General features: G+C 53.0%; 15 protein-coding genes. 7 read left to right on the top strand and 8 right to left on the bottom strand.

What is annotated here, in order from left to right; all coding sequences use genetic code 11:
• Positions 1–13: 13 nt before the first annotated feature.
• From mnmG (GX030_03270) to rpmH, 8 genes are all read right to left on the bottom strand, one after another.
• The gene (gene mnmG, locus GX030_03270; protein NLV91400.1) at positions 14–1,933 is read right to left on the bottom strand and encodes a tRNA uridine-5-carboxymethylaminomethyl(34) synthesis enzyme MnmG; all 1,920 of its coding nucleotides are present in this window, start codon (positions 1,931–1,933) and stop codon (positions 14–16) included.
• A gap of 10 nt (positions 1,934–1,943) precedes the next feature.
• The gene (gene mnmG / locus GX030_03265; GenBank protein NLV91399.1) at positions 1,944–3,974 is read right to left on the bottom strand and encodes a tRNA uridine-5-carboxymethylaminomethyl(34) synthesis enzyme MnmG; all 2,031 of its coding nucleotides are present in this window, start codon (positions 3,972–3,974) and stop codon (positions 1,944–1,946) included.
• Positions 3,892–5,274, bottom strand: a complete 1,383-nt coding sequence (gene mnmE / locus GX030_03260; protein NLV91398.1) for a tRNA uridine-5-carboxymethylaminomethyl(34) synthesis GTPase MnmE — start codon at positions 5,272–5,274, stop codon at positions 3,892–3,894. The genes mnmG (GX030_03265) and mnmE overlap by 83 nt, the downstream gene beginning before the upstream one ends.
• Positions 5,275–5,399: 125 nt before the next feature.
• Entirely contained in the window at positions 5,400–6,032 is a 633-nt protein-coding gene (locus tag GX030_03255) for a protein jag (protein ID NLV91397.1), read from the bottom strand.
• A 1-nt stretch (position 6,033) separates the two neighbouring features.
• Positions 6,034–6,654 (bottom strand): membrane protein insertase YidC, encoded by a 621-nt coding sequence (locus tag GX030_03250; protein NLV91396.1) that lies wholly within the window; start codon positions 6,652–6,654, stop codon positions 6,034–6,036.
• Positions 6,655–6,702: 48 nt separating this feature from the next.
• Positions 6,703–6,912 carry a membrane protein insertion efficiency factor YidD gene (gene yidD / locus GX030_03245; GenBank protein ID NLV91395.1) on the bottom strand — a complete coding sequence of 70 codons (210 nt, stop codon included), beginning with the start codon at positions 6,910–6,912 and terminating at the stop codon, positions 6,703–6,705.
• Between the two features lie 6 nt (positions 6,913–6,918).
• Positions 6,919–7,266, bottom strand: coding sequence for a ribonuclease P protein component (gene rnpA / locus GX030_03240; protein NLV91394.1), 348 nt, complete (start codon positions 7,264–7,266; stop codon positions 6,919–6,921).
• 29 nt (positions 7,267–7,295) lie between these two features.
• Positions 7,296–7,430: a 50S ribosomal protein L34 gene (gene rpmH / locus GX030_03235; GenBank protein ID NLV91393.1), complete on the bottom strand. Its 135-nt coding sequence runs from the start codon at positions 7,428–7,430 to the stop codon at positions 7,296–7,298.
• A gap of 565 nt (positions 7,431–7,995) precedes the next feature.
• On the opposite strand from rpmH, the gene dnaA reads away from it, so the two are divergent.
• The 7 genes from dnaA (at position 7,996) to gyrA (ending at position 18,004) form a co-directional block, all read left to right on the top strand.
• Positions 7,996–9,366, top strand: coding sequence for a chromosomal replication initiator protein DnaA (dnaA, locus tag GX030_03230; GenBank protein ID NLV91392.1), 1,371 nt, complete (start codon positions 7,996–7,998; stop codon positions 9,364–9,366).
• Positions 9,367–9,706: 340 nt separating this feature from the next.
• Entirely contained in the window at positions 9,707–10,834 is a 1,128-nt protein-coding gene (gene dnaN, locus GX030_03225; GenBank protein ID NLV91391.1) for a DNA polymerase III subunit beta, read from the top strand.
• Between the two features lie 17 nt (positions 10,835–10,851).
• The gene (locus tag GX030_03220; GenBank protein ID NLV91390.1) at positions 10,852–11,079 is read left to right on the top strand and encodes an RNA-binding S4 domain-containing protein; all 228 of its coding nucleotides are present in this window, start codon (positions 10,852–10,854) and stop codon (positions 11,077–11,079) included.
• The gene (recF, locus tag GX030_03215; GenBank protein ID NLV91389.1) at positions 11,069–12,232 is read left to right on the top strand and encodes a DNA replication/repair protein RecF; all 1,164 of its coding nucleotides are present in this window, start codon (positions 11,069–11,071) and stop codon (positions 12,230–12,232) included. Before GX030_03220 ends, recF begins: the two co-directional genes overlap by 11 nt.
• Before the next feature lie 58 nt (positions 12,233–12,290).
• Positions 12,291–14,207, top strand: coding sequence for a DNA topoisomerase (ATP-hydrolyzing) subunit B (gyrB, locus tag GX030_03210; protein ID NLV91388.1), 1,917 nt, complete (start codon positions 12,291–12,293; stop codon positions 14,205–14,207).
• 125 nt (positions 14,208–14,332) lie between these two features.
• Positions 14,333–15,355 (top strand): Gfo/Idh/MocA family oxidoreductase, encoded by a 1,023-nt coding sequence (locus GX030_03205; protein NLV91387.1) that lies wholly within the window; start codon positions 14,333–14,335, stop codon positions 15,353–15,355.
• A gap of 216 nt (positions 15,356–15,571) precedes the next feature.
• Entirely contained in the window at positions 15,572–18,004 is a 2,433-nt protein-coding gene (gyrA, locus tag GX030_03200; GenBank protein NLV91386.1) for a DNA gyrase subunit A, read from the top strand.
• Positions 18,005–18,328 lie beyond the last annotated feature (324 nt).

Below are 18,328 nucleotides of genomic sequence, written 5' to 3'. Positions count from 1 at the left end.
TTGCCTCAGGTGATCAGAAAACTCCTGGACCTTCGTCTCTCGATCGATCTGCCTCGCCCCCTTGCCGATTCCGCCCCCGGGTCTCCAGATACACCAGAAGTACCGAAAGGTCTCCTGCCGAAACTCCGCTGATCCTGCCGGCTTGGCCCATGGTCTGGGGCCTTACGGTGGATAGCAACTCCACTGCCCCCCGGGACAGACCGGGAATCTGGCTGTAATCTATGTTATCGGGAATAACTCGTTCCTCCATTCGCTTGAATCTCTCCACCTGAGCCTCTTGCTTGGCAATGTACCCCGCATACTTGACATTAATCTCCACCGATTGGCGGATCCGATCATCCAGCTCCTCTTCTGAAGGGCACAGATGAACAACATCATCATAGGAAAGCTCAGGACGCTTGAGCAAATCGTAGGCACTTACCGGCTCCGTCAGGGTGGAGGATCCTCGCTGAGTTAGATAGGTATTCACCGACTCCGAGGGGCGAACCAGGCTATCCTGCAACCGGCGGATCTCAAGTTCCCGCTGCTCCAGCTTCGCAGCCAAAAGCTCCCTGCGCTCCCGGCAGGCCAGTCCGATCTCTGCCCCGATGGGAGTCAGTCGCTCATCGGCGTTATCCATCCGCAGCAGTAAACGATGTTCCGCCAACCCGGTGAGCATCCGGTAGGGTTCATTGGTGCCCTTGACCACCAGGTCATCGATGAGCACCCCGATATATCCATCGGTGCGGCTCAGGGTAATCAAGGGTTCACCCTTCACCAGGCGGGCAGCGTTAATGCCCGCGATTAACCCCTGACAAGCTGCCTCCTCGTAGCCCGAGGTGCCGTTCACCTGTCCCGCAGTAAAGATCCCCGGCAGCTTCCGCAGCTGCAGAGTAAAGTCAAACTGCCCCGAGGCCAAACAGTCATACTCCACGGCATAGCCGTAGCGCAGGATTTCCGCCCTTTCCAGCCCGGGAATCGTTCGCAGGATTTCCCGCTGCACCGCGGGTGGAAAACTGTTGGACACTCCGCTCAAATACACCTCGGTGGTGTCCCTCCCCTCGGGCTCTACGAACACCGGGTGGCTCTCCCGATCGGGGAAAAGCACAATCTTAGTCTCGATGGAGGGACAGTACCGGGGTCCAATCCCGGTAATGGCTCCCGAATACATCGCCGAAATCTCCAGGTTTTCCGAAATGATCCTATGGGTCTCAGGAGTAGTATAGGTAAGCCAACAATCCAGTTGAGGCCTCTCATCGTAAATCGGCAGGAAGGAAAAACCATGGGGAACCCGATGTCCCGGCTGTGCCTTCATTTTGTCATAATCCAAGGAACGGGCATTGACTCGGGGCGGAGTTCCCGTTTTAAAGCGGACTAACTCCAGTCCCAAATCCCGCAGGGCATCACTGAGCCGGTAGGCGGGAATCTGACTGGCCGGGGCGGAATCGATGGTCACATCGCCCAAAAACAGTCGACTGGAAAGATAGGTCCCCGTTGCCAACACTACGGCCCTTCCCCGATACTGGTCCCCTTCCGCGGTCTTGATCACCGTTCCCGACGGGCTGGGATCAATGGACTCCACCAGTCCCTGCTGCAAAAACAGATTCTCCTGGTTCTCCAGGATCCTTTTCATCTGCAGGGAATAGACCTTTCGATCCACCTGGGCCCGCAGAGCTCTAACGGCAGGACCCTTCCGAGTATTCAGCAGCCGCATCTGCAAATGGGTGGCATCGGTCACAATTCCCATCTGCCCACCTAGAGCGTCTATCTCCCTGACCAGAGTGGCCTTAGCCGGCCCTCCGATGGAAGGGTTACAGGGCATTAGGGCTATGTTATCGAGATTCAATGTCAGAACAAGGGTTCTGCACCCCAGCCGCGCCGCGGCCAACCCCGCTTCACAACCGGCGTGACCGGCCCCAACGACAATCACATCATACTTCTCCACTGGCCTCATCCCCTAAGAACTAACTACTCACCCTGGCCTCACTGTCCAAGCCTGACCCTGGGACGTTCCTGGACTGCCCCTTGCTGGGTGCTCCCCCTGCAAGGGAACGAACATAGATGGCCAACACTGAAACATCCGCGGGGGAAACACCGGGTAACCGCGCGGCTTGTCCCACGGACAATGGCCTGACGGCCTTGAGGCGATCCCTGGCTTCACTACGCAAACCCTTGATGGCATCGTAATCGATGGATAGCGGAATTGGCAAATCCTCAAGTTCTCGAAATTGGGCTACCTGTCGCTGCTGCCTTTCAATATAGGAGGAAAACTTGATTTCAATCTCCACCACCTCCGCGGTGGCCTCCGGCAGCTTAGGCACCCCGGGGATCACCTTCTCCAGATCCCGATAGCCAATCTCTGGCCTTTGCAGTATTTCTGCGGCGGTGACTGACTTGGCTAAGTCTCCACTTCCCAGCTTCTGTAATGCTTCCCTTACCTCTCGGGTCGGGTTCACTTGAGTGGACCGCAGCCAGCTCACCGTTTGCTCAATAGCTCGCTTCTTGGCAAGAAACTTGGCATACCTATCATCTCCGATGAGCCCAATCTCTCTCCCGATTTCCGTCAACCGCAGGTCCGCGTTATCGATGCGCAGCATCAGACGATACTCAGCCCGGGAGGTCATCATCCGATAGGGCTCCGTCACGCCCTTGTTGACCAGATCATCGATCATCACGCCGATGTAGGCCATGGAGCGATCCAAAATCACCGGCTCCAGCCCCTGACACTGACGCGCGGCGTTAATTCCGGCCATCAAGCCCTGCCCCGCGGCTTCCTCATAGCCGGAGGAGCCGTTAATCTGCCCGGCGGTAAATAGGCCCTTGATCCGCCGATTCTCCATGCTCAAGGTCAATTGACTGGGATCGATGTAATCGTACTCCACCGCGTATCCCGGGCGCATCAACTCCGCCCGGCTCAGACCCGGCAGACTGCGGACGATTTTGATCTGCACATCCTCGGGCATTGCGGTGGTCATTCCCAGGGCATAGAGCTCCGTGGTATAGTGCCCTTCCGGCTCGAGGAATACCATGTGCCGAATCTGATCGGGAAATCTCAGTACCTTGCGGTCGATGGAAGGGCAAAACCGTGGCCCCTCTCCCACCACAGCTCCCGTCTGAATAGGTGAGCGGTGCAAATTGGCCTTCACCACCGCGATGGTTTCTTCGTTGGTGTGGGTGTACCAACAGGGCAGCTGCTCAGTGATAAACTCCTCAGTTTCATAGGAAAAGGCCAAGGGGCGACTACTGCCGGGCTGCTCCGTCAACTGGGAAAAGTCCACGGTCCGGGCGTCGATTCGGGGAGGAGTTGCCGATTGAAACCGCTTTAACTTCAGCCCTAGCCTCTCCAGGCACTGGGACAACTCCGTGGCCGCGGGCTCTCCTTGCCGTCCGCCCTCATAGCGGATATCCCCCACCACCAACATCCCTCGCAGGAAGGTACCGGTGGTCAACACCACCGTCCTGCCCCAATAAGTGACACCGGACTTGGTGACTACTCCCTGAACCCTGCCGCCTTCCACCACTAGGTCGGTGACAATGGCTTGCTTGAGAAACAAATCCTCTTGGGTCTCCAGGGTGTGGATCATTTCCTGCTGGTAGCGCCGTTTATCGGCCTGGGCCCTGATGGCCCTAACTGCCGGACCTCGGCTTTGATTCAGCTCACGAATATTCAAATAGGAGCGATCGATGGTTTTGGCCATCTGTCCCCCTAAAGCATCAATTTCCCGTACCAGATGACTCTTGGCCGCGGGGCCGCCGATGGCTGGGTTACAGGACATCTGGGCGATGGTATCTAGGCTCATCGTTAACAGTAGGGTCTTACACCCCAGGCGGGCTGCTGCCAAGGCTGCTTCACAGCCGGCATGTCCAGCGCCTACTACAATGACATCGTAACGTTCCACTCTCTTACCTCCGCTATTTTCCCAAACAGAAGCGCTCAAAAATCCGATCAATAATGTCTTCCTGCACCGTTTCTCCGGTGATCTTCCCCAGGGCATCCGCGGCCAGCTGCAAATCAATGGAGGCCAAATCATAGGGAAGATCGCTGGCAATGGTCGCCAAGGCATCCCGCAGTGCCTCTACTGCATCCTTAATCGCTTCCCGATGCCGCTCCCTGGTTACGATCACTTCATCGCCGCTGGCCAACGTACCGCTGACCCCGATCAGGTTCCAAAGGCATTCTTCTAACTCCTCAAGATTAGTGCCTTCCTGCGCAGACATTTCCACCCACTGCGCCTTGGGGACCAACTCAGCTAGTTCCCCTTTCGAAACAACGATCCCTTGATCCAGTTTATTGATCACGCCGAGAACCTTGGTATCCTCCAGCAACTTAGCGATCTCTCGGTCATCATCGGTCAACGCAGTAGAGCCATCGATTACAAACAGGACAATATCGGCCTCGGCGATGGACTCCTTGGCCCGAGCCACTCCTAGGGTCTCGACCACATCCTCGGTCTGCCGGATTCCCGCAGTATCGACAATCCGGACGGGAATCCCCCGCAGATTCATCGTTTCCTCGATGAGATCCCTGGTGGTTCCCGCAATATCCGTCACCAAAGCCCGATTTTCCCGCAGCAGCAGGTTGAGCAGACTGGATTTGCCGACATTAGGTCGGCCGACGATGGCCACCGCCACTCCCTCCCGCAGGATCCTGCCGGTGTCGGCAGTGGCTAAAATCTCCTCTAGTGCGGTCTCCACCTGCCGGAGCTGATTGACCAAATCATCCTTCTCCAACACATCAATGTCTTCATCGGGGTAATCCACCGCGGCTTCAATGTGGGCAATGGCATCAATTAGCTGGGAACGCACCGGCTTAATTCTTTCCGACATCCTTCCCGTCAGCTGCAACACCGCGGAACGCAGGCTTAGATCCGTCTTTGCCCGGATCACATCGATGACCGCTTCCGCCTGACTCAGATCCAATCGGCCGTTAAGAAAGGCTCGCTTGGTAAATTCCCCGGGCTCCGCCAATCTCGCCCCATGGCTCAACACCAAATCCAGCACCCGGCGCACCACGGCAATCCCTCCGTGGCAGTTGATCTCCACAATATCTTCTCTGGTATAGGAATGGGGCTTTCTAAAGACAGAAACCAACACTTCATCGACAACTTCATTCTCTGTACCCACCCGGCCATAGACAATTCTCCCGGCCTCAACTTCCCTTAAGGGCCGGGCTCCCCGATAGATTTCATCGGCAATGGCGATGGCCCGATCACCGCTGAGCCGAACTATTCCGATACCGCCCTCTCCCAGCGCGGTACTAATGGCTGCAATGGTATCTGCGGACAATGGTGTCAGTCCTCCTTCCCTACGAATAATCTACCCTGGCCCCTGATAGATATCAACCCACGAAAAAAGACGTGCCAGAAAAACTAGACACGTCAATCAAAGTCAAATCCCGCGAGATTACACCGGCCTACCTGCTAACGGCCCTTCTTCAGTGTAACTACCACCCGCCGATAGGGTTCGGTACCTTCGCTATGAGTGGCCAATCGCGGCTCATTCTGTAAGGTCATGTGGATTATTCTCCGCTCATGGGGATTCATCGGTTCCAATACAGTACGCCGGCCCGTCTTCTTTACTCTCTCCCCGACCTTGCGAGCCAGTCGTCGGAGGGTCTCATTGCGCCGATTGCGATAGCCCTCGGCATCGAGCAGGATCCGATTCCATTCGCCATCTTTGTTGGCGTACAAACTGACTATGTATTGGATGGCATCCAAGGTAGCACCCCGGCGTCCGATGACTAATCCAATATTCTTACCACTCATCTCTAACTCAATGGTGTCATCGGAGGACTTTGCCTCGACGGTAGCGTTAACACCCATCTTCTCTAAGAGTTGGAGTAAGAACTCCTTCGCCCTCTCGGCCTTTTCTGCCACCAGGTCCCGCATGGTGACTCGCACTCTGGCATCCTTCGCGCCCAAAAGTCCTAGAAATCCTTTACTGCCCTCATCCAAGACTTCGATGATCACTTGATCCTGGGTGGCGTCCAACTGTGCTAAGGCATCAGCCACCGCAGCATCAACAGTCTTCGCCGACACCTCGACGCTCTTCATCTTAAGCTTTTCCTCCCTCTTGGGCAACAGACAATTGCTTGTTCAACACATACTGTTGCACCGCGGAAAAGATATTACTCACTACCCAGTACAAAACCAATCCCGATGGGAAATTCAGGCTGATATAGCCAATAAACACCGGCATGATCAAAGTCATCGCCTTCTGCGATTGGTCTGTACTGGTCAACATTGTCTGCAAATAGGTAGTAACTGCCGATAGAATAGGTAGAATGTAATAAGGATCGGGCGCTGACAAACTCGTCAGCCACAGAAAACCGGAGGTAAATTCATAGCTGCGTAAGACCGCAAACAGAGCAAACAAAACCGGTAATTGCAAGAGCATCGGCAAACATCCACCCATGGGATTGACATTGTGTTCTTTGTATAACTCCATGACTTTCTGCTGATACTCTTCTGGCTTATCCTTATACTTCTCCTTGATTTCTTCCATTTTGGGCTGCAGTTCCTTCATTTTCGCCATCGACTTATTTTGCCCGATTGTCAAAGGAACCAGAATCAGCCTAATCGCCAAGGTCAAGAGAATAATCGCAAGACCGTAATTGCCGGTTATTCCATAGAAAAAGTCCAACAGGCTCTTAAACCAAGATTGTAATAGCCCCACAACCAGTCTGCCCCCGATCTAGCTCATAGCCACTGTATTTCTGTCTTTTCATTGGACAGGATCGTAACCTCCCGGATGGAAGGGATGGCACCTCAAGATCCGCTTTAACAACATCCACGATCCCCGTAAGGCACCGTACTTGTTGACAGCCTCGATTCCATAGGCCGAACAAGTCGGGTAAAACCGACAAGAATTTGGTTTCAGGGGCGAGAGCCAGCGACGATAAAGGCCGATGCCAAATAGAACCAAAGACTTCAAAAAAGCTCACTCCCCCCGGATTTGCCCATCGAGCCGCGACAACAATTGGTCGACTTCCTTTTTCAGATCACCAAAGGTGGCATCCCGGGCTGCAACTCGGGAGGAGATCACTATGTCGATGCCTTCAGGTATGCAATCCTGCCGAGCTCTGATTATCTCGCGTAGACGCCGTTTTACCCTATTGCGGACTACCGCTTTCCCGAGTTTACGACTAACCGAAAAACCCACCCGTGTTTGGGCCGAATTGTTTGCTAGCCAATGAAGCACGAACAATCTTGACTTCAGCACCCGACCGTGCTCGTAAACTCTTCGGAAATCCTGAGGCCGACGCAATCGGTCTACTTTCTGTGCCAATGTCTTAGCCTCCGAATCTGCCCTAATCCCTATGCAGACAGAACCTTGCGACCCTTAGCCCGGCGACGCTGGAGAACACGACGGCCAGCCTTGGTCTTCATCCGAGCGCGAAAACCATGTACCCGCTTGCGATAACGACGACTGGGTTGATATGTCCGCTTCACTCGCTACACCTCCCTATTAGCCAAAAGTCCTAGGCTGTGAATTACAGTTAGAACCACACTATCATACCAGGTTGATTATATTATGGCTGACAATACCTGTCAAGAATACCTCCTTGCAAGCCATTATCCAAGGTTTTCCCTAGTTTCCACAACTTCCACACCGGTCCCAGGAAAGTTCCTACTATATAACATATAGCTTTAGGATCCCGCCCCTCCATAAGTTTTCCACAGAATCCACGGATTTTGTCCACAACCTGTGGAAAACGTGGATAACTTGTGGAATGTCCGGGGAAATCACCCCATTGGGCAAACATATGGTCCCAGCACCGAGAGCGCGAATCCTAGGCCCACAAGCAGGATCTCGGGCCCTTACGTAGAAAACCCGATCTGTGGATAACGTTGCCCACGACACTGTGAATAAATTCCACCCAATCGGGGATTGGCCTTTTTTTGGCCAATCTCCCCGTTGTCTTTGGGTATATTAGCCGGGTACTTACTCCAATTACTAACGGTAACCCGAGGCGAGCGGCGCAGTTGTCCAAGCCTTTTGAGGGGAGTTTTTTTCATGTCTAATAACCTTGATGAGCTATGGAGCGAAGCTCTAGCGCGCCTTGAGGCGGAAATGCCTGAATCCAGTTTCAACGCCTGGATGCGTGCCACAAAACCCATCGGTGTTTACAACGGTACTTTCTACGTAGCGATTCGAGATGGTTTTGCCCGGGAATGGGTCCAGGCCCGGTACGCTACCGATATGACTAGGATTTTGGCACAAATGACCGGCAAACACTACAACATTCACTTCGATACCGAGGATGCTATTTCTGAGGAAATTAAGCAATCCGCCGTCACAGATCTAGTCAGCGACACCATTGTACAGCCGGGACCGGTTTCCGATTCCGATGAACTCAGCCCCGGGATCCTAAACCCCCGCTACACCTTTCACACCTTCGTCGTCGGCAATAGTAATCGCTTTGCCCATGCAGCGGCCCTCGCCGTGGCCGAAGCCCCGGCCCGAGCCTACAACCCCCTATTCCTTTACGGAGGAGTGGGACTGGGGAAAACCCACCTGATGCAAGCCATCGGTCACTATGTCCTGGAGAAGGGCACTGCGGAAAAAGTGGTGTACGTATCTTCAGAAAAGTTTACCAACGATTTGATCAATGCCATTGGTCGCAAGTCCATGGGAGACTTTCGGAACCAGTACCGCAACGTTGATGTTCTGTTAATCGACGATATTCAGTTTGTCGCGGGCAAGGAAAGTACTCAAGAGGAGTTTTTCCATACCTTCAATGCGCTCTATGAAGCCGACAAACAAATTATTATTTCCAGTGACCGGCCACCGAAGGAGATTCCCACCCTCGAAGAGAGATTGCGATCCCGCTTTGAATGGGGACTGATTACCGATATCCAACCTCCGGACTTTGAAACTCGGATCGCGATTTTGAAACGTAAGGCCGATAGCGAAAACCTCCCCGTTCCCTCGGCGGTCCTGGAGTTTTTAGCGGACCAAATTGATTCCAACATTCGGGAATTGGAGGGGGCATTGAACCGGGTAGTGGCCTTTGCCAGCTTAAACGGCCGGCCCATCGATCTGGAGATTACGCAGCAAGCCCTGGCAGGGCTGATCAAGCCCCAAAGGCCCAAAACCATTTCCATCGCCACAATTCAGCAAATTGTCAGCGATTATTACGGCATTAAGGTCCATGAAATGAAGGGTAAGAAAAGAACCAGGGCTATTACCTTTCCCCGTCAAGTGGCAATGTATATCGCGCGAGAACTAACGGAATCTTCCCTTCCGAAGATCGGCGATGAATTTGGCAAAAGGGACCATACAACGGTTTTGCATGCCTGCGACAAGATTGAAAGGGAACGCAAGGAAAACCCTGAGCTGCAAGAAGCCATCGAGGAAATTACGCGGCAGCTGAAAGAATTGTAACGGGCAAAACAGAGAAAATTGGCATTGTTCGAGAAATTCCGGGCCACTGGATTATTTTTTTCGCCGATTTCGTGTTTCGTTATCCACAAAATGAATCTAAGGGACACAATGCCACAAATAGATTGATCGTTAGTAGCAGTAGTAGTAGGTGCTGTGGATTTGTGTATAGGATGAGCTAATGCCCAAAAATACTGGGTTTGTCTCTGTGCATAAAAGGTGGACCCTTTGTTATAGGTTGTCCACAAATCCACAATCCTGCCCAGAAGGGGAACTTGTCCACAGCTGGTGAACAGGTTCCTCCACAGATTACCCACAACAGTTTGCAGAGAGGGGTCCGACGGTGCATATTAACTGTTTAAGTGATGAACTAGCCAAGGGCGTCCAGATGGTGGAGAGGGCTGCCGCCACCAAGGATACCGTTCCTGCCATGAAGGGAATACTGATCGAGGCGGGCACTGAGGGCATTCGGCTGGCGGCAAACGATCTGGAGATCGCCATCGAATGTGGTATAGTAGGATCAGTACTAAATCCCGGTAGGGTGGTCTTGGAGGCGCGGTACCTCGCCCAAATTGTTCGTCACCTACCGGAGGGGAATGTTGATCTAGCCTTGGATTCCGCCACCAACACTGTGGCCATCAGTGCAGGTAAGGCCCACTTTACCGTTAACTGCCTGCCTGCCGATGAATTCCCGGCGATTGCAGCCCTAGACTTGGCCACGGCCCTAAGGGTCACCAAGGAAGATTTGCGGTTGGGAATCGAACAGACGATCTTTGCCACGGGTAGGGATGAGAGTCGCCCCTTTATGACCGGGGTATTGATGGAGTCTACCGATAATGCCCTCAATTTGGTGGCGACGGACAGCAATCGTCTCGCCTTCACTCAGGTTGCCTATGTCGAGGCCAAGACTGAGGGCCAGGGGGATCTCAATGTGTTGATCCCAACCCGGGCGATGGGTGAGTTAGTTCGGATTCTTTCCGTCGGCGAGGGTGAAGTTTACATCGCGATGGCTGAGAATCAAGTGGGCTTTGTCACCGAAGAGGCGAAACTTACCTCGCGACTGATTCAGGCTCGGTTTCCCAACTATCAGCAGGTGATTCCCACGGAACACAGTGTTTCCTTTCAAGTGGATCGGCGGCTGTTCCAAAGCGCCTTGGAACGTTCCGCACTGATTGCCAAGAAGGGACCGGCCATCGTTGTTTTCCGCCTGGAAAGCGGTCAGCTGAATTTGTCATCCCGGGAAGCAGAAGTGGGCAGTTCCTCGGAGGTCCTTGAGGTAGAACACACCGGAGATGATATCACCATCGCCTACCAGGTTAAGTTCCTGTTGGATTGTCTCAAAGTTCTGAGAACAGAGAAGGTGGAAATGCGGCTTCGGCCGGGAATCGGTGCCGCCACGGTGGTTCCCGTAGGTGCCGATAGCTATCGTTATGTATTGATGCCCGTCAGAGTTCCTGAAGTGATGGGTTAAGTTAAGAGGGTGAGAGGATGGATGTTGTCGAAGTTCCGATAAAGACCGAAAAAATCGCCTTGGATCAGTTTCTCAAATGGGCCCGGATCGTGGGAACCGGGGGAGAAGCGAAAATGCTGATCCAGGAGGGCCTGGTGACGGTAAACGGCTATGTGGAACTGAGGAGAGGACGCCGACTCCAGCCCGGAGACGAAGTCGTTGTCCGGGGGCAAGGAGGGTTTCGGGTGGTAACCCATGAGGGTTGACCGACTGATTCTCAGACAGTTTCGTAATTACCAGGAGGCAGAGCTGAGCTTTCACCCGAATTTGAACATCCTGGTAGGGGATAACGCCCAGGGCAAAACCAATGTAATCGAGGCTCTGTATTTTTTGGCGCTGGCTCGGTCCCACCGTACCCACGTTGATCGAGAGCTGATTCAGTGGGACAAGGACTGGGCCAGCTTGAGCGCGGCTGTTACCACTGATCTTGGTAAGTTTGAGTTGAAGGCCAATTTACAAGCCCGTCGACGCAAGCGTTTCATGGTGTCCGGCAACGAACTAAAAACCCTCTCCGACCTTTATGGATACTTTAATGTCGTCTTGTTTTCTCCCGATGATCTGCAATTGGTAAAGGGCAGCCCCTCTTTGCGTCGTCAGTTTCTGGACGTGATGTTGGCGCAATCCAACAAGGTCTATCGCAGCTATTTAGTGGACTACAATCGTGTTCTCCAACAAAGAAACGCCACACTGAAGCTGATCGCGGAGCAAGGAGCAGATCTCAAGATGCTGGAAGTCTGGGATCTGCAGCTAATTGATCTCGGCTCCAGGATTATCCAGAGTCGCTACGAGGCCCTGCAGCTGCTGCAGGATGAGGTGGCTAAGATCCATCGGCAGATGACTGGAGACCGGGAAGAGTTGATGATGCTTTATTTCCCCTTCTTCCTGAATTCCTCTAGTCGCAGTGAGTTTGTGCCCGAGGCCGACAATGTACCCGATGAAGTCCCCAGCTATGATGAAATTTATGCTCAGTTTTCCGATGCCCTGAAGGAAAAACGTCCGGTTGAGTGTCGGCGAGGGGTTAGTTTGGTCGGTCCCCAAAGGGACGATATTGGCTTTTATATCAATGGAATCGATGCCCGGACCTATGGGTCTCAGGGGCAGCAGCGGACCGTGGTGTTATCCTGTAAGTTAGGCGAAGCTGAGTATATGCGGTCCCAGACGGGGGAGTTTCCGGTCTTATTACTAGATGATGTGATGTCTGAGCTCGACGCCGGGCGCAGACGGTTTTTCCTAGAGGCCATTGAAAAGAAGATCCAGATTCTCTTGACAACTACCGCAACCCACAGCTTTACGGAACAGATGTTAGCTGATGCCAGAATATACCGAGTGGAAGCCGGAACAATTGCGGTTGTCAACTAATAGGCGAGGCCGAAGGGGTTCCAAGAGCGGGATGGCTTTGGAAAATGGAGGTAGATGAATGGCTAAGCAAGAAAATCATCAGCATTATGATGCCCAACAAATACAAGTTCTCGAGGGCCTGGAAGCTGTCCGGCGCAGACCTGGAATGTACATTGGCAGTACCGATGTGCGGGGATTGCATCAGCTGTTTTCAGAGGTTGTGGACAATAGTGTCGACGAGTTTGTTGCCGGTAATGGAGAGGAGATCATTGTTACCATTCACCCCGATGGTTCCATGACGGTTTCCGACGATGGACGGGGAATCCCCGTTGATATCCATCCCAAGACCGGTCGTCCCGCAGTGGAAACGGTGATGACCACCCTCCACGCGGGCGGAAAGTTCGGGGGAGATGGCAGTGCCTACAAGGCCTCGGGAGGACTCCATGGGGTTGGGGTTTCCTGTGTTAATGCCCTGTCGGAATGGATGGAAGTTACCATTCGCCGCCGGCCCAACATCTATCGGCAGCGGTATGAACGGGGAGTTCCCGTTACTGACCTGGAAATCATTGGTGATACCGATTCTACTGGAACGGAGATCCGGTTTCTCCCCGATGGTACCGTTTTTGAAACCTTAGATTTCGATAGTGACGCCATCGTCAGTCGGCTCCGGGAGTTGGCCTTTCTCAATCGGGGTTTGCGGATTATCTTTACCGATGAGCGGACGGGCAGAGAGGTTCGGTTTCAGTATAACGGTGGGCTTGTCTCCTTTGTGGAGTACCTAAACAGAAGTAAAGAGCCCATCCACAAGGAAGCTATTCACTTCGAACGAACCCAGGACGACAACATCGTGGAAGTAGCGATGCAATATACCGACTCCTATGCCGAAGTGATTTATACCTTCGCGAACAATGTCAACAATCGGGAAGGCGGCACTCATCTGTCGGGCTTTAGATCTGCCATTACCAGAACGATTAATGATTATGCCCGCAAGAACAATCTCCTGAAAGAAAACGAAGATAACCTCTCCGGCGACGATGTGCGGGAGGGTTTGACTGCGATTGTCAGCATCAAGATTCCCGATCCGCAGTTTGAAGGTCAAACCAAGGGTAAGCTGGGCAACAGCGAGGTCCGGGGGATTGTTGAGTCCATCGTAGTCGAGGGCTTTGGTACCTATTTGGAGGAACATCCCACCAACGCCCGTCGGATCATCGATAAAGCTCTAGCTGCAGCCAGGGCCCGGGAAGCGGCCCGCAAGGCCAGAGAGTTAACCCGTCGGAAGAGTGCCCTGGAGGTCAGTTCCCTCCCAGGAAAACTAGCCGACTGTTCCTTGACGGATCCTGAGGTTTGCGAACTGTTCCTGGTGGAGGGCGACTCTGCTGGGGGAACCGCGAAGCAAGGCCGGGATCGCAGATTCCAGGCGATTATGCCCCTGAGGGGTAAGATCCTTAATGTCGAAAAGGCCCGACTGGATCGGATCTTGAGTAACGATGTGATTCGGTCCATGATTACCGCCTTAGGTACGGGAATTGGCGAGGAGTTTGATTTGTCCAAGGCTCGATACGGTAAGGTGATCATTATGACCGACGCGGACGTTGACGGGGCCCATATTCGCACCTTGTTGCTCACTTTCTTTTACCGGTATATGCGACCCTTGGTGGAAAATGGCCACGTTTATATCGCATTGCCTCCCTTGTATGGGGTAAGGCGGGGGAACCGGATGGTGTACGCCTACAACGATGAAGAGTTAGAGAAAGTTCTCGACGAAATGGGTCGAAGAGGGGTAACCATTCAGCGGTACAAGGGTCTGGGAGAGATGAATGCTGAGCAGCTCTGGGAAACGACAATGAATCCAGAAAACAGGACGATTCTGCAGTTGACCCTGGAAGATGCGATGGAAGCTGAGGAGATTTTCAGCACTCTGATGGGGGAAGCCGTTGAACCGCGGCGCAAATTCATCCAAACCCACGCCAGGGAAGTGGAATACCTGGATATCTAGTCGTAGAGCTAATTTTGTCGAGATATTTTCCAATGTCTAGCAGGAGTATTCAAGTCAGTAATTAATATGCTACTTGATAGCATGTGAAATATACAATTGCAGCGAGATCAGGAGGTATAGTCTAAGTGGAAAAGGTTAGAGTCGCCCTAATTGGATGCGGTAGAGTGGCGTCGGTCCATGCAGATGCTCTGCGCGCTTTGGACACCACCGAGTTGGTCGCCTGTGTTGACATCCGCAGGGAGAGAGCTGAGAATTTCTCTGAAATGTACACCGACGGCAAGGCCCAGGTCTTCACCGATTACAAAGAAGCACTGGCCCTGGATAACGTGGATGCAGTACAGATTTGTTTGCCCCACCACCTGCATGCTCCAGTTACCATTGATGCCTTGAACGCCGGCAAGCACGTCCTCACCGAGAAGCCAATGGCTATCACCGTTGAAGATATGGATGCCATGATCGAGGCCGCTGAAAAGAACAACAAGACCCTGGGAGTCATTTTCCAGAACCGGTATAACGACTCCACCGTCGCTGTCAAGGAGGCCATCGACTCCGGTAAGCTCGGTAAGATCATTGGTGCTCGCGCCTTTGTTACCTGGAAGCGTACCGATGAGTACTACAGCCAGAGCGACTGGAAGGGTACTTGGGACAAGGAAGGCGGCGGAACTCTGATCGACCAGGCTATTCATACCATCGACTTGATGCACTATCTGATTGGTATGCCCACCGAGATCAGTGCTTCCTACTTCACCCGGGATCACGAGCTCATTGACGTTGATGACGTTGCCGAGGCTTTGATTCGCTTTGACAACGGTGCCAAGGCATGTCTGTATGCCAACTGCTATTACGTCTATGACGCACCGATTTACCTAGAAATCGTCGGTGAGAAGGGCCGCGCTGAAATCCGGGCCGACAAGGCAGATATCTATATCGGCAACACCCACACCCACGTCGAGCCCACCATTGAGCCCACCACCGGTAAGACCTACTGGGGCGCCAGCCACAGCCGGCAGATTGCCAACTACTATGAGAGTCTGCTAGCGGGCAAGACCCCGGATATCGATGGACGTAAGGGTAAGGTAGCCGCGGCTATGGTCTTGGCTATGTACGAGTCTGCCCGCAGCGGTGAGACCATTAAGTTTTCTGTCTAACAGCAAGCGGCGTTAGCTAAAAAGTAAGGCGTAGGATCTTTAGCTGGATCCTACGCTTTTTTCATCCTGGGAAGGGGATGTGCTCCTCCGGCAATGCCCTAATAGTGCCAATCTTAGGCCTTCCTGAAGGATAAAGGGCGTCATTAAGGGAAATATACAATGTTGGTAACCCCAGGGAACGGGAACAGGTCCGATGGAAAAGGTGGATGCAGTAATATGGAGTTTCGTGATGGTAAGATAGTTACCACAGATATTGAATCGCAAATGCGTACATCCTATCTGCAATATGCGATGTACGTAATTGTCGATCGAGCACTTCCCGATGTTCGCGATGGCCTCAAACCCGTACAGAGACGGATTCTTTACGGGATGGATGATTTGGGCCTTCGTTCCGATCGCCCCTACAAGAAATCAGCGAGAATTGTGGGAGAGGTTATGGGTAAGTACCATCCCCATGGTGATTCTTCTATCTACGACACCATGGTGCGGATGGCCCAGGACTTTTCCTATCGCTATATGCTAGTTGACGGCCATGGTAACTTTGGTTCCGTCGATGGCGACCCCCCAGCTGCCATGCGATATACCGAGGCTCGTCTCTCCCGCCTGGCGGAGGAGATGCTGCGGGATATCGACAAGGACACCGTTGATTTTGTCCCCAACTTCGACGAAAGTTTGGAGCAGCCCAGTGTTCTGCCGTCGCGGTTTCCTAACCTGCTGGTGAACGGGGCAGAGGGAATTGCCGTTGGTATGGCCACTAAAATCCCGCCCCATAACCTGAGAGAAGTGGTAAATGGGATTGTAGCTCTTATCGACAATCCCGAGTTGACCGCGGCTGACTTGATGAGATACATCAAAGGTCCCGACTTTCCCACCGGAGGCCTCATCCTAGGCAGAGATGCTATCCGCTCCGCGTATACCACCGGGAGGGGCCGAATCAAGGTCCGGGCTAAGACCCAAATTGAGCAGATGAGCAATGGTAAGTCCCGGATTTTGGTCACCGAGTTGCCCTACATGGTAAATAAGGCAAGCTTAATTGAGAAGATCGCGGACTTAGTCCAGCAAAAAAGGATTGAGGGTATTACTGACCTGCGGGATGAATCGGACCGGACCGGAATGCGGATCGTGATTGAACTGCGAAGAGATGTCAATCCCCGCATTATTCTCAATCGTCTTTATAAGCACACCCAGATGCAGGAAACCTTTGGCGCGATTATGCTGGCGCTGGTGGATGGGGAGCCGAAGATCCTTAATCTAAGGGATATCCTCCAACACTATATCGATTTCCAGAAGGAAGTAGTAACCCGGCGTACTCGCTTTGAACTCAGGAGGGCCGAAGATAGGGCTCATATCCTGGAGGGTTACCAAATTGCCTTAGATCACATCGATGAGATTATCCAACTCTTGCGCAGCTCTCCCGATGATCAGGTTGCCAAAGAGGCCTTGATGGAGCGCTTTGGTCTTACCGAGCGGCAAGCTGTCGCTATTTTGGACATGCAGCTCCGGCGCTTGACAGGGCTTGAGCGGGACAAGATCGATGCCGAGTACCAGGAGCTGCAGAAACAAATTGCCCGCTTCAGGGAGATTCTCTCCGATGTCAATCAGGTGCTGCAGATCATCAAGGACGAGCTCACGGAGATCAGCGACCGCTTTGGCGATGAACGCAGGACGGAAATTACCGGTGCCGATGGAGAGATAGAAATAGAGGATCTCATCGCCGATGAGGATATTGTGGTCACTTTGACTCACCACGGGTACATTAAGCGACTTCCCGTTTCCTCCTACCGAAGCCAGAGGCGAGGAGGACGGGGAATCAGTGCCTTGAGTACGAAGGATGACGATTTTGTCGAGCATCTCTTCATCACCTCAACCCACTCCTATATAGTGTTCTTCACCAACCGCGGGAGAGGGTTTAGGCTCAGGGGCTATGAAATCCCCGAGGCCTCTCGTCAAGCCCGGGGTACGGCCTTGGTCAATTTATTGCAGCTGGAACCCGGTGAAACGGTCCAGGCGACACTACCTGTCAGTTCCTTCTCCGATGACAATAGCTACGTAGTGATGGCTACTAAACAAGGTCGGATCAAACGCACCGCTGTCTCGGAGTTTGATAGTCCTCGAGCCGGGTTGATTGCCATCAAGTTGGTGGAAGGCGACGAGTTAATCGGGGCCCGACATACTTCCGGTTCTGAGGAGATTATCCTAGTCACTGCCGGTGGAATGTCAATCAGATTCCAGGAGACCGATGTTCGCAGCATGGGTCGCGCCGCCCAAGGTGTGAAGGGAATCGAACTGGAGCCGGGAGATTACGTTGTGGGAATGGACGTTGTTACCGATGATGCCCAGCTCTTGGTAGTCACCAAGAACGGTTACGGTAAGCGGACTCCTCTGGAGGAATACCGGATCCAGAACCGAGGCGGCAAGGGTATTAAGACCATGCAGATGAGTGAGCGCAACGGATCCATTGTCGGCGTGAAGGTAGTGCGGGATGATACTGAGCTGATGATCATCAGTGTCGAAGGGATCATGATTCGGATTAGGGTCGATGAAATATCAATTCTCGGTCGGAATACCCAAGGGGTACGCCTGATGCGCCTTGATGAGAATGACAAGGTTGTAGCTTTGGCTCACCTGGCAGCCAGAGATGACGATTAGTCAGTGGTGGAGGTAAGCAAAAGGGCCGACATTGTCGGCCCTTGGAAGGGGAGTAGGGATTTGCGTGGTGTCAAATCCGCTGTTCCTACTATACCCCGCCCTTTGGGGTTCCAATCCGGATACTTTTGGCAGTTGCGTTAGCCAAGATAACCTGGTAAGATAGCTTTCGTCGCCCGAGCGGGGATGCCGGAAGAAAACATCTAAAGTGCAATAGCAAATGCAACGGCTAGCCAGAAACCCGTTCTATAAAGCATTTCACAGTTGCGTCCAGCTTCGATAGTTCCTCCTGGAAGAGCTCCAACGGTGTGCGGTAACCCAAGATCT

Source organism: Bacillota bacterium (genome assembly GCA_012727955.1).
Lineage (GTDB): Bacteria > Bacillota > Limnochordia > DTU087 > JAAYGB01 > JAAYGB01.
This window is presented reverse-complemented; position numbering and strand designations above follow the sequence as displayed.

Bases quoted from the DNA above. Each gene is read 5' to 3' on its own strand.
- mnmG (NLV91400.1), bottom strand. From the start codon at position 1,933: ATGAGGCCAGTGGAGAAGTATGATGTGATTGTCGTTGGGGCCGGTCAC.
- mnmG (NLV91399.1), bottom strand. From the start codon at position 3,974: ATGCCCTGGGGAAGATCACCGGAGAAACGGTGCAGGAAGACATTATTG.
- GX030_03220 (NLV91390.1), top strand. From the start codon at position 10,852: ATGGATGTTGTCGAAGTTCCGATAAAGACCGAAAAAATCGCCTTGGAT.
- dnaA (NLV91392.1), top strand. From the start codon at position 7,996: ATGTCTAATAACCTTGATGAGCTATGGAGCGAAGCTCTAGCGCGCCTT.
- gyrA (NLV91386.1), top strand. From the start codon at position 15,572: ATGGAGTTTCGTGATGGTAAGATAGTTACCACAGATATTGAATCGCAA.
- GX030_03255 (NLV91397.1), bottom strand. From the start codon at position 6,032: ATGAAGAGCGTCGAGGTGTCGGCGAAGACTGTTGATGCTGCGGTGGCT.
- gyrB (NLV91388.1), top strand. From the start codon at position 12,291: ATGGCTAAGCAAGAAAATCATCAGCATTATGATGCCCAACAAATACAA.
- recF (NLV91389.1), top strand. From the start codon at position 11,069: ATGAGGGTTGACCGACTGATTCTCAGACAGTTTCGTAATTACCAGGAG.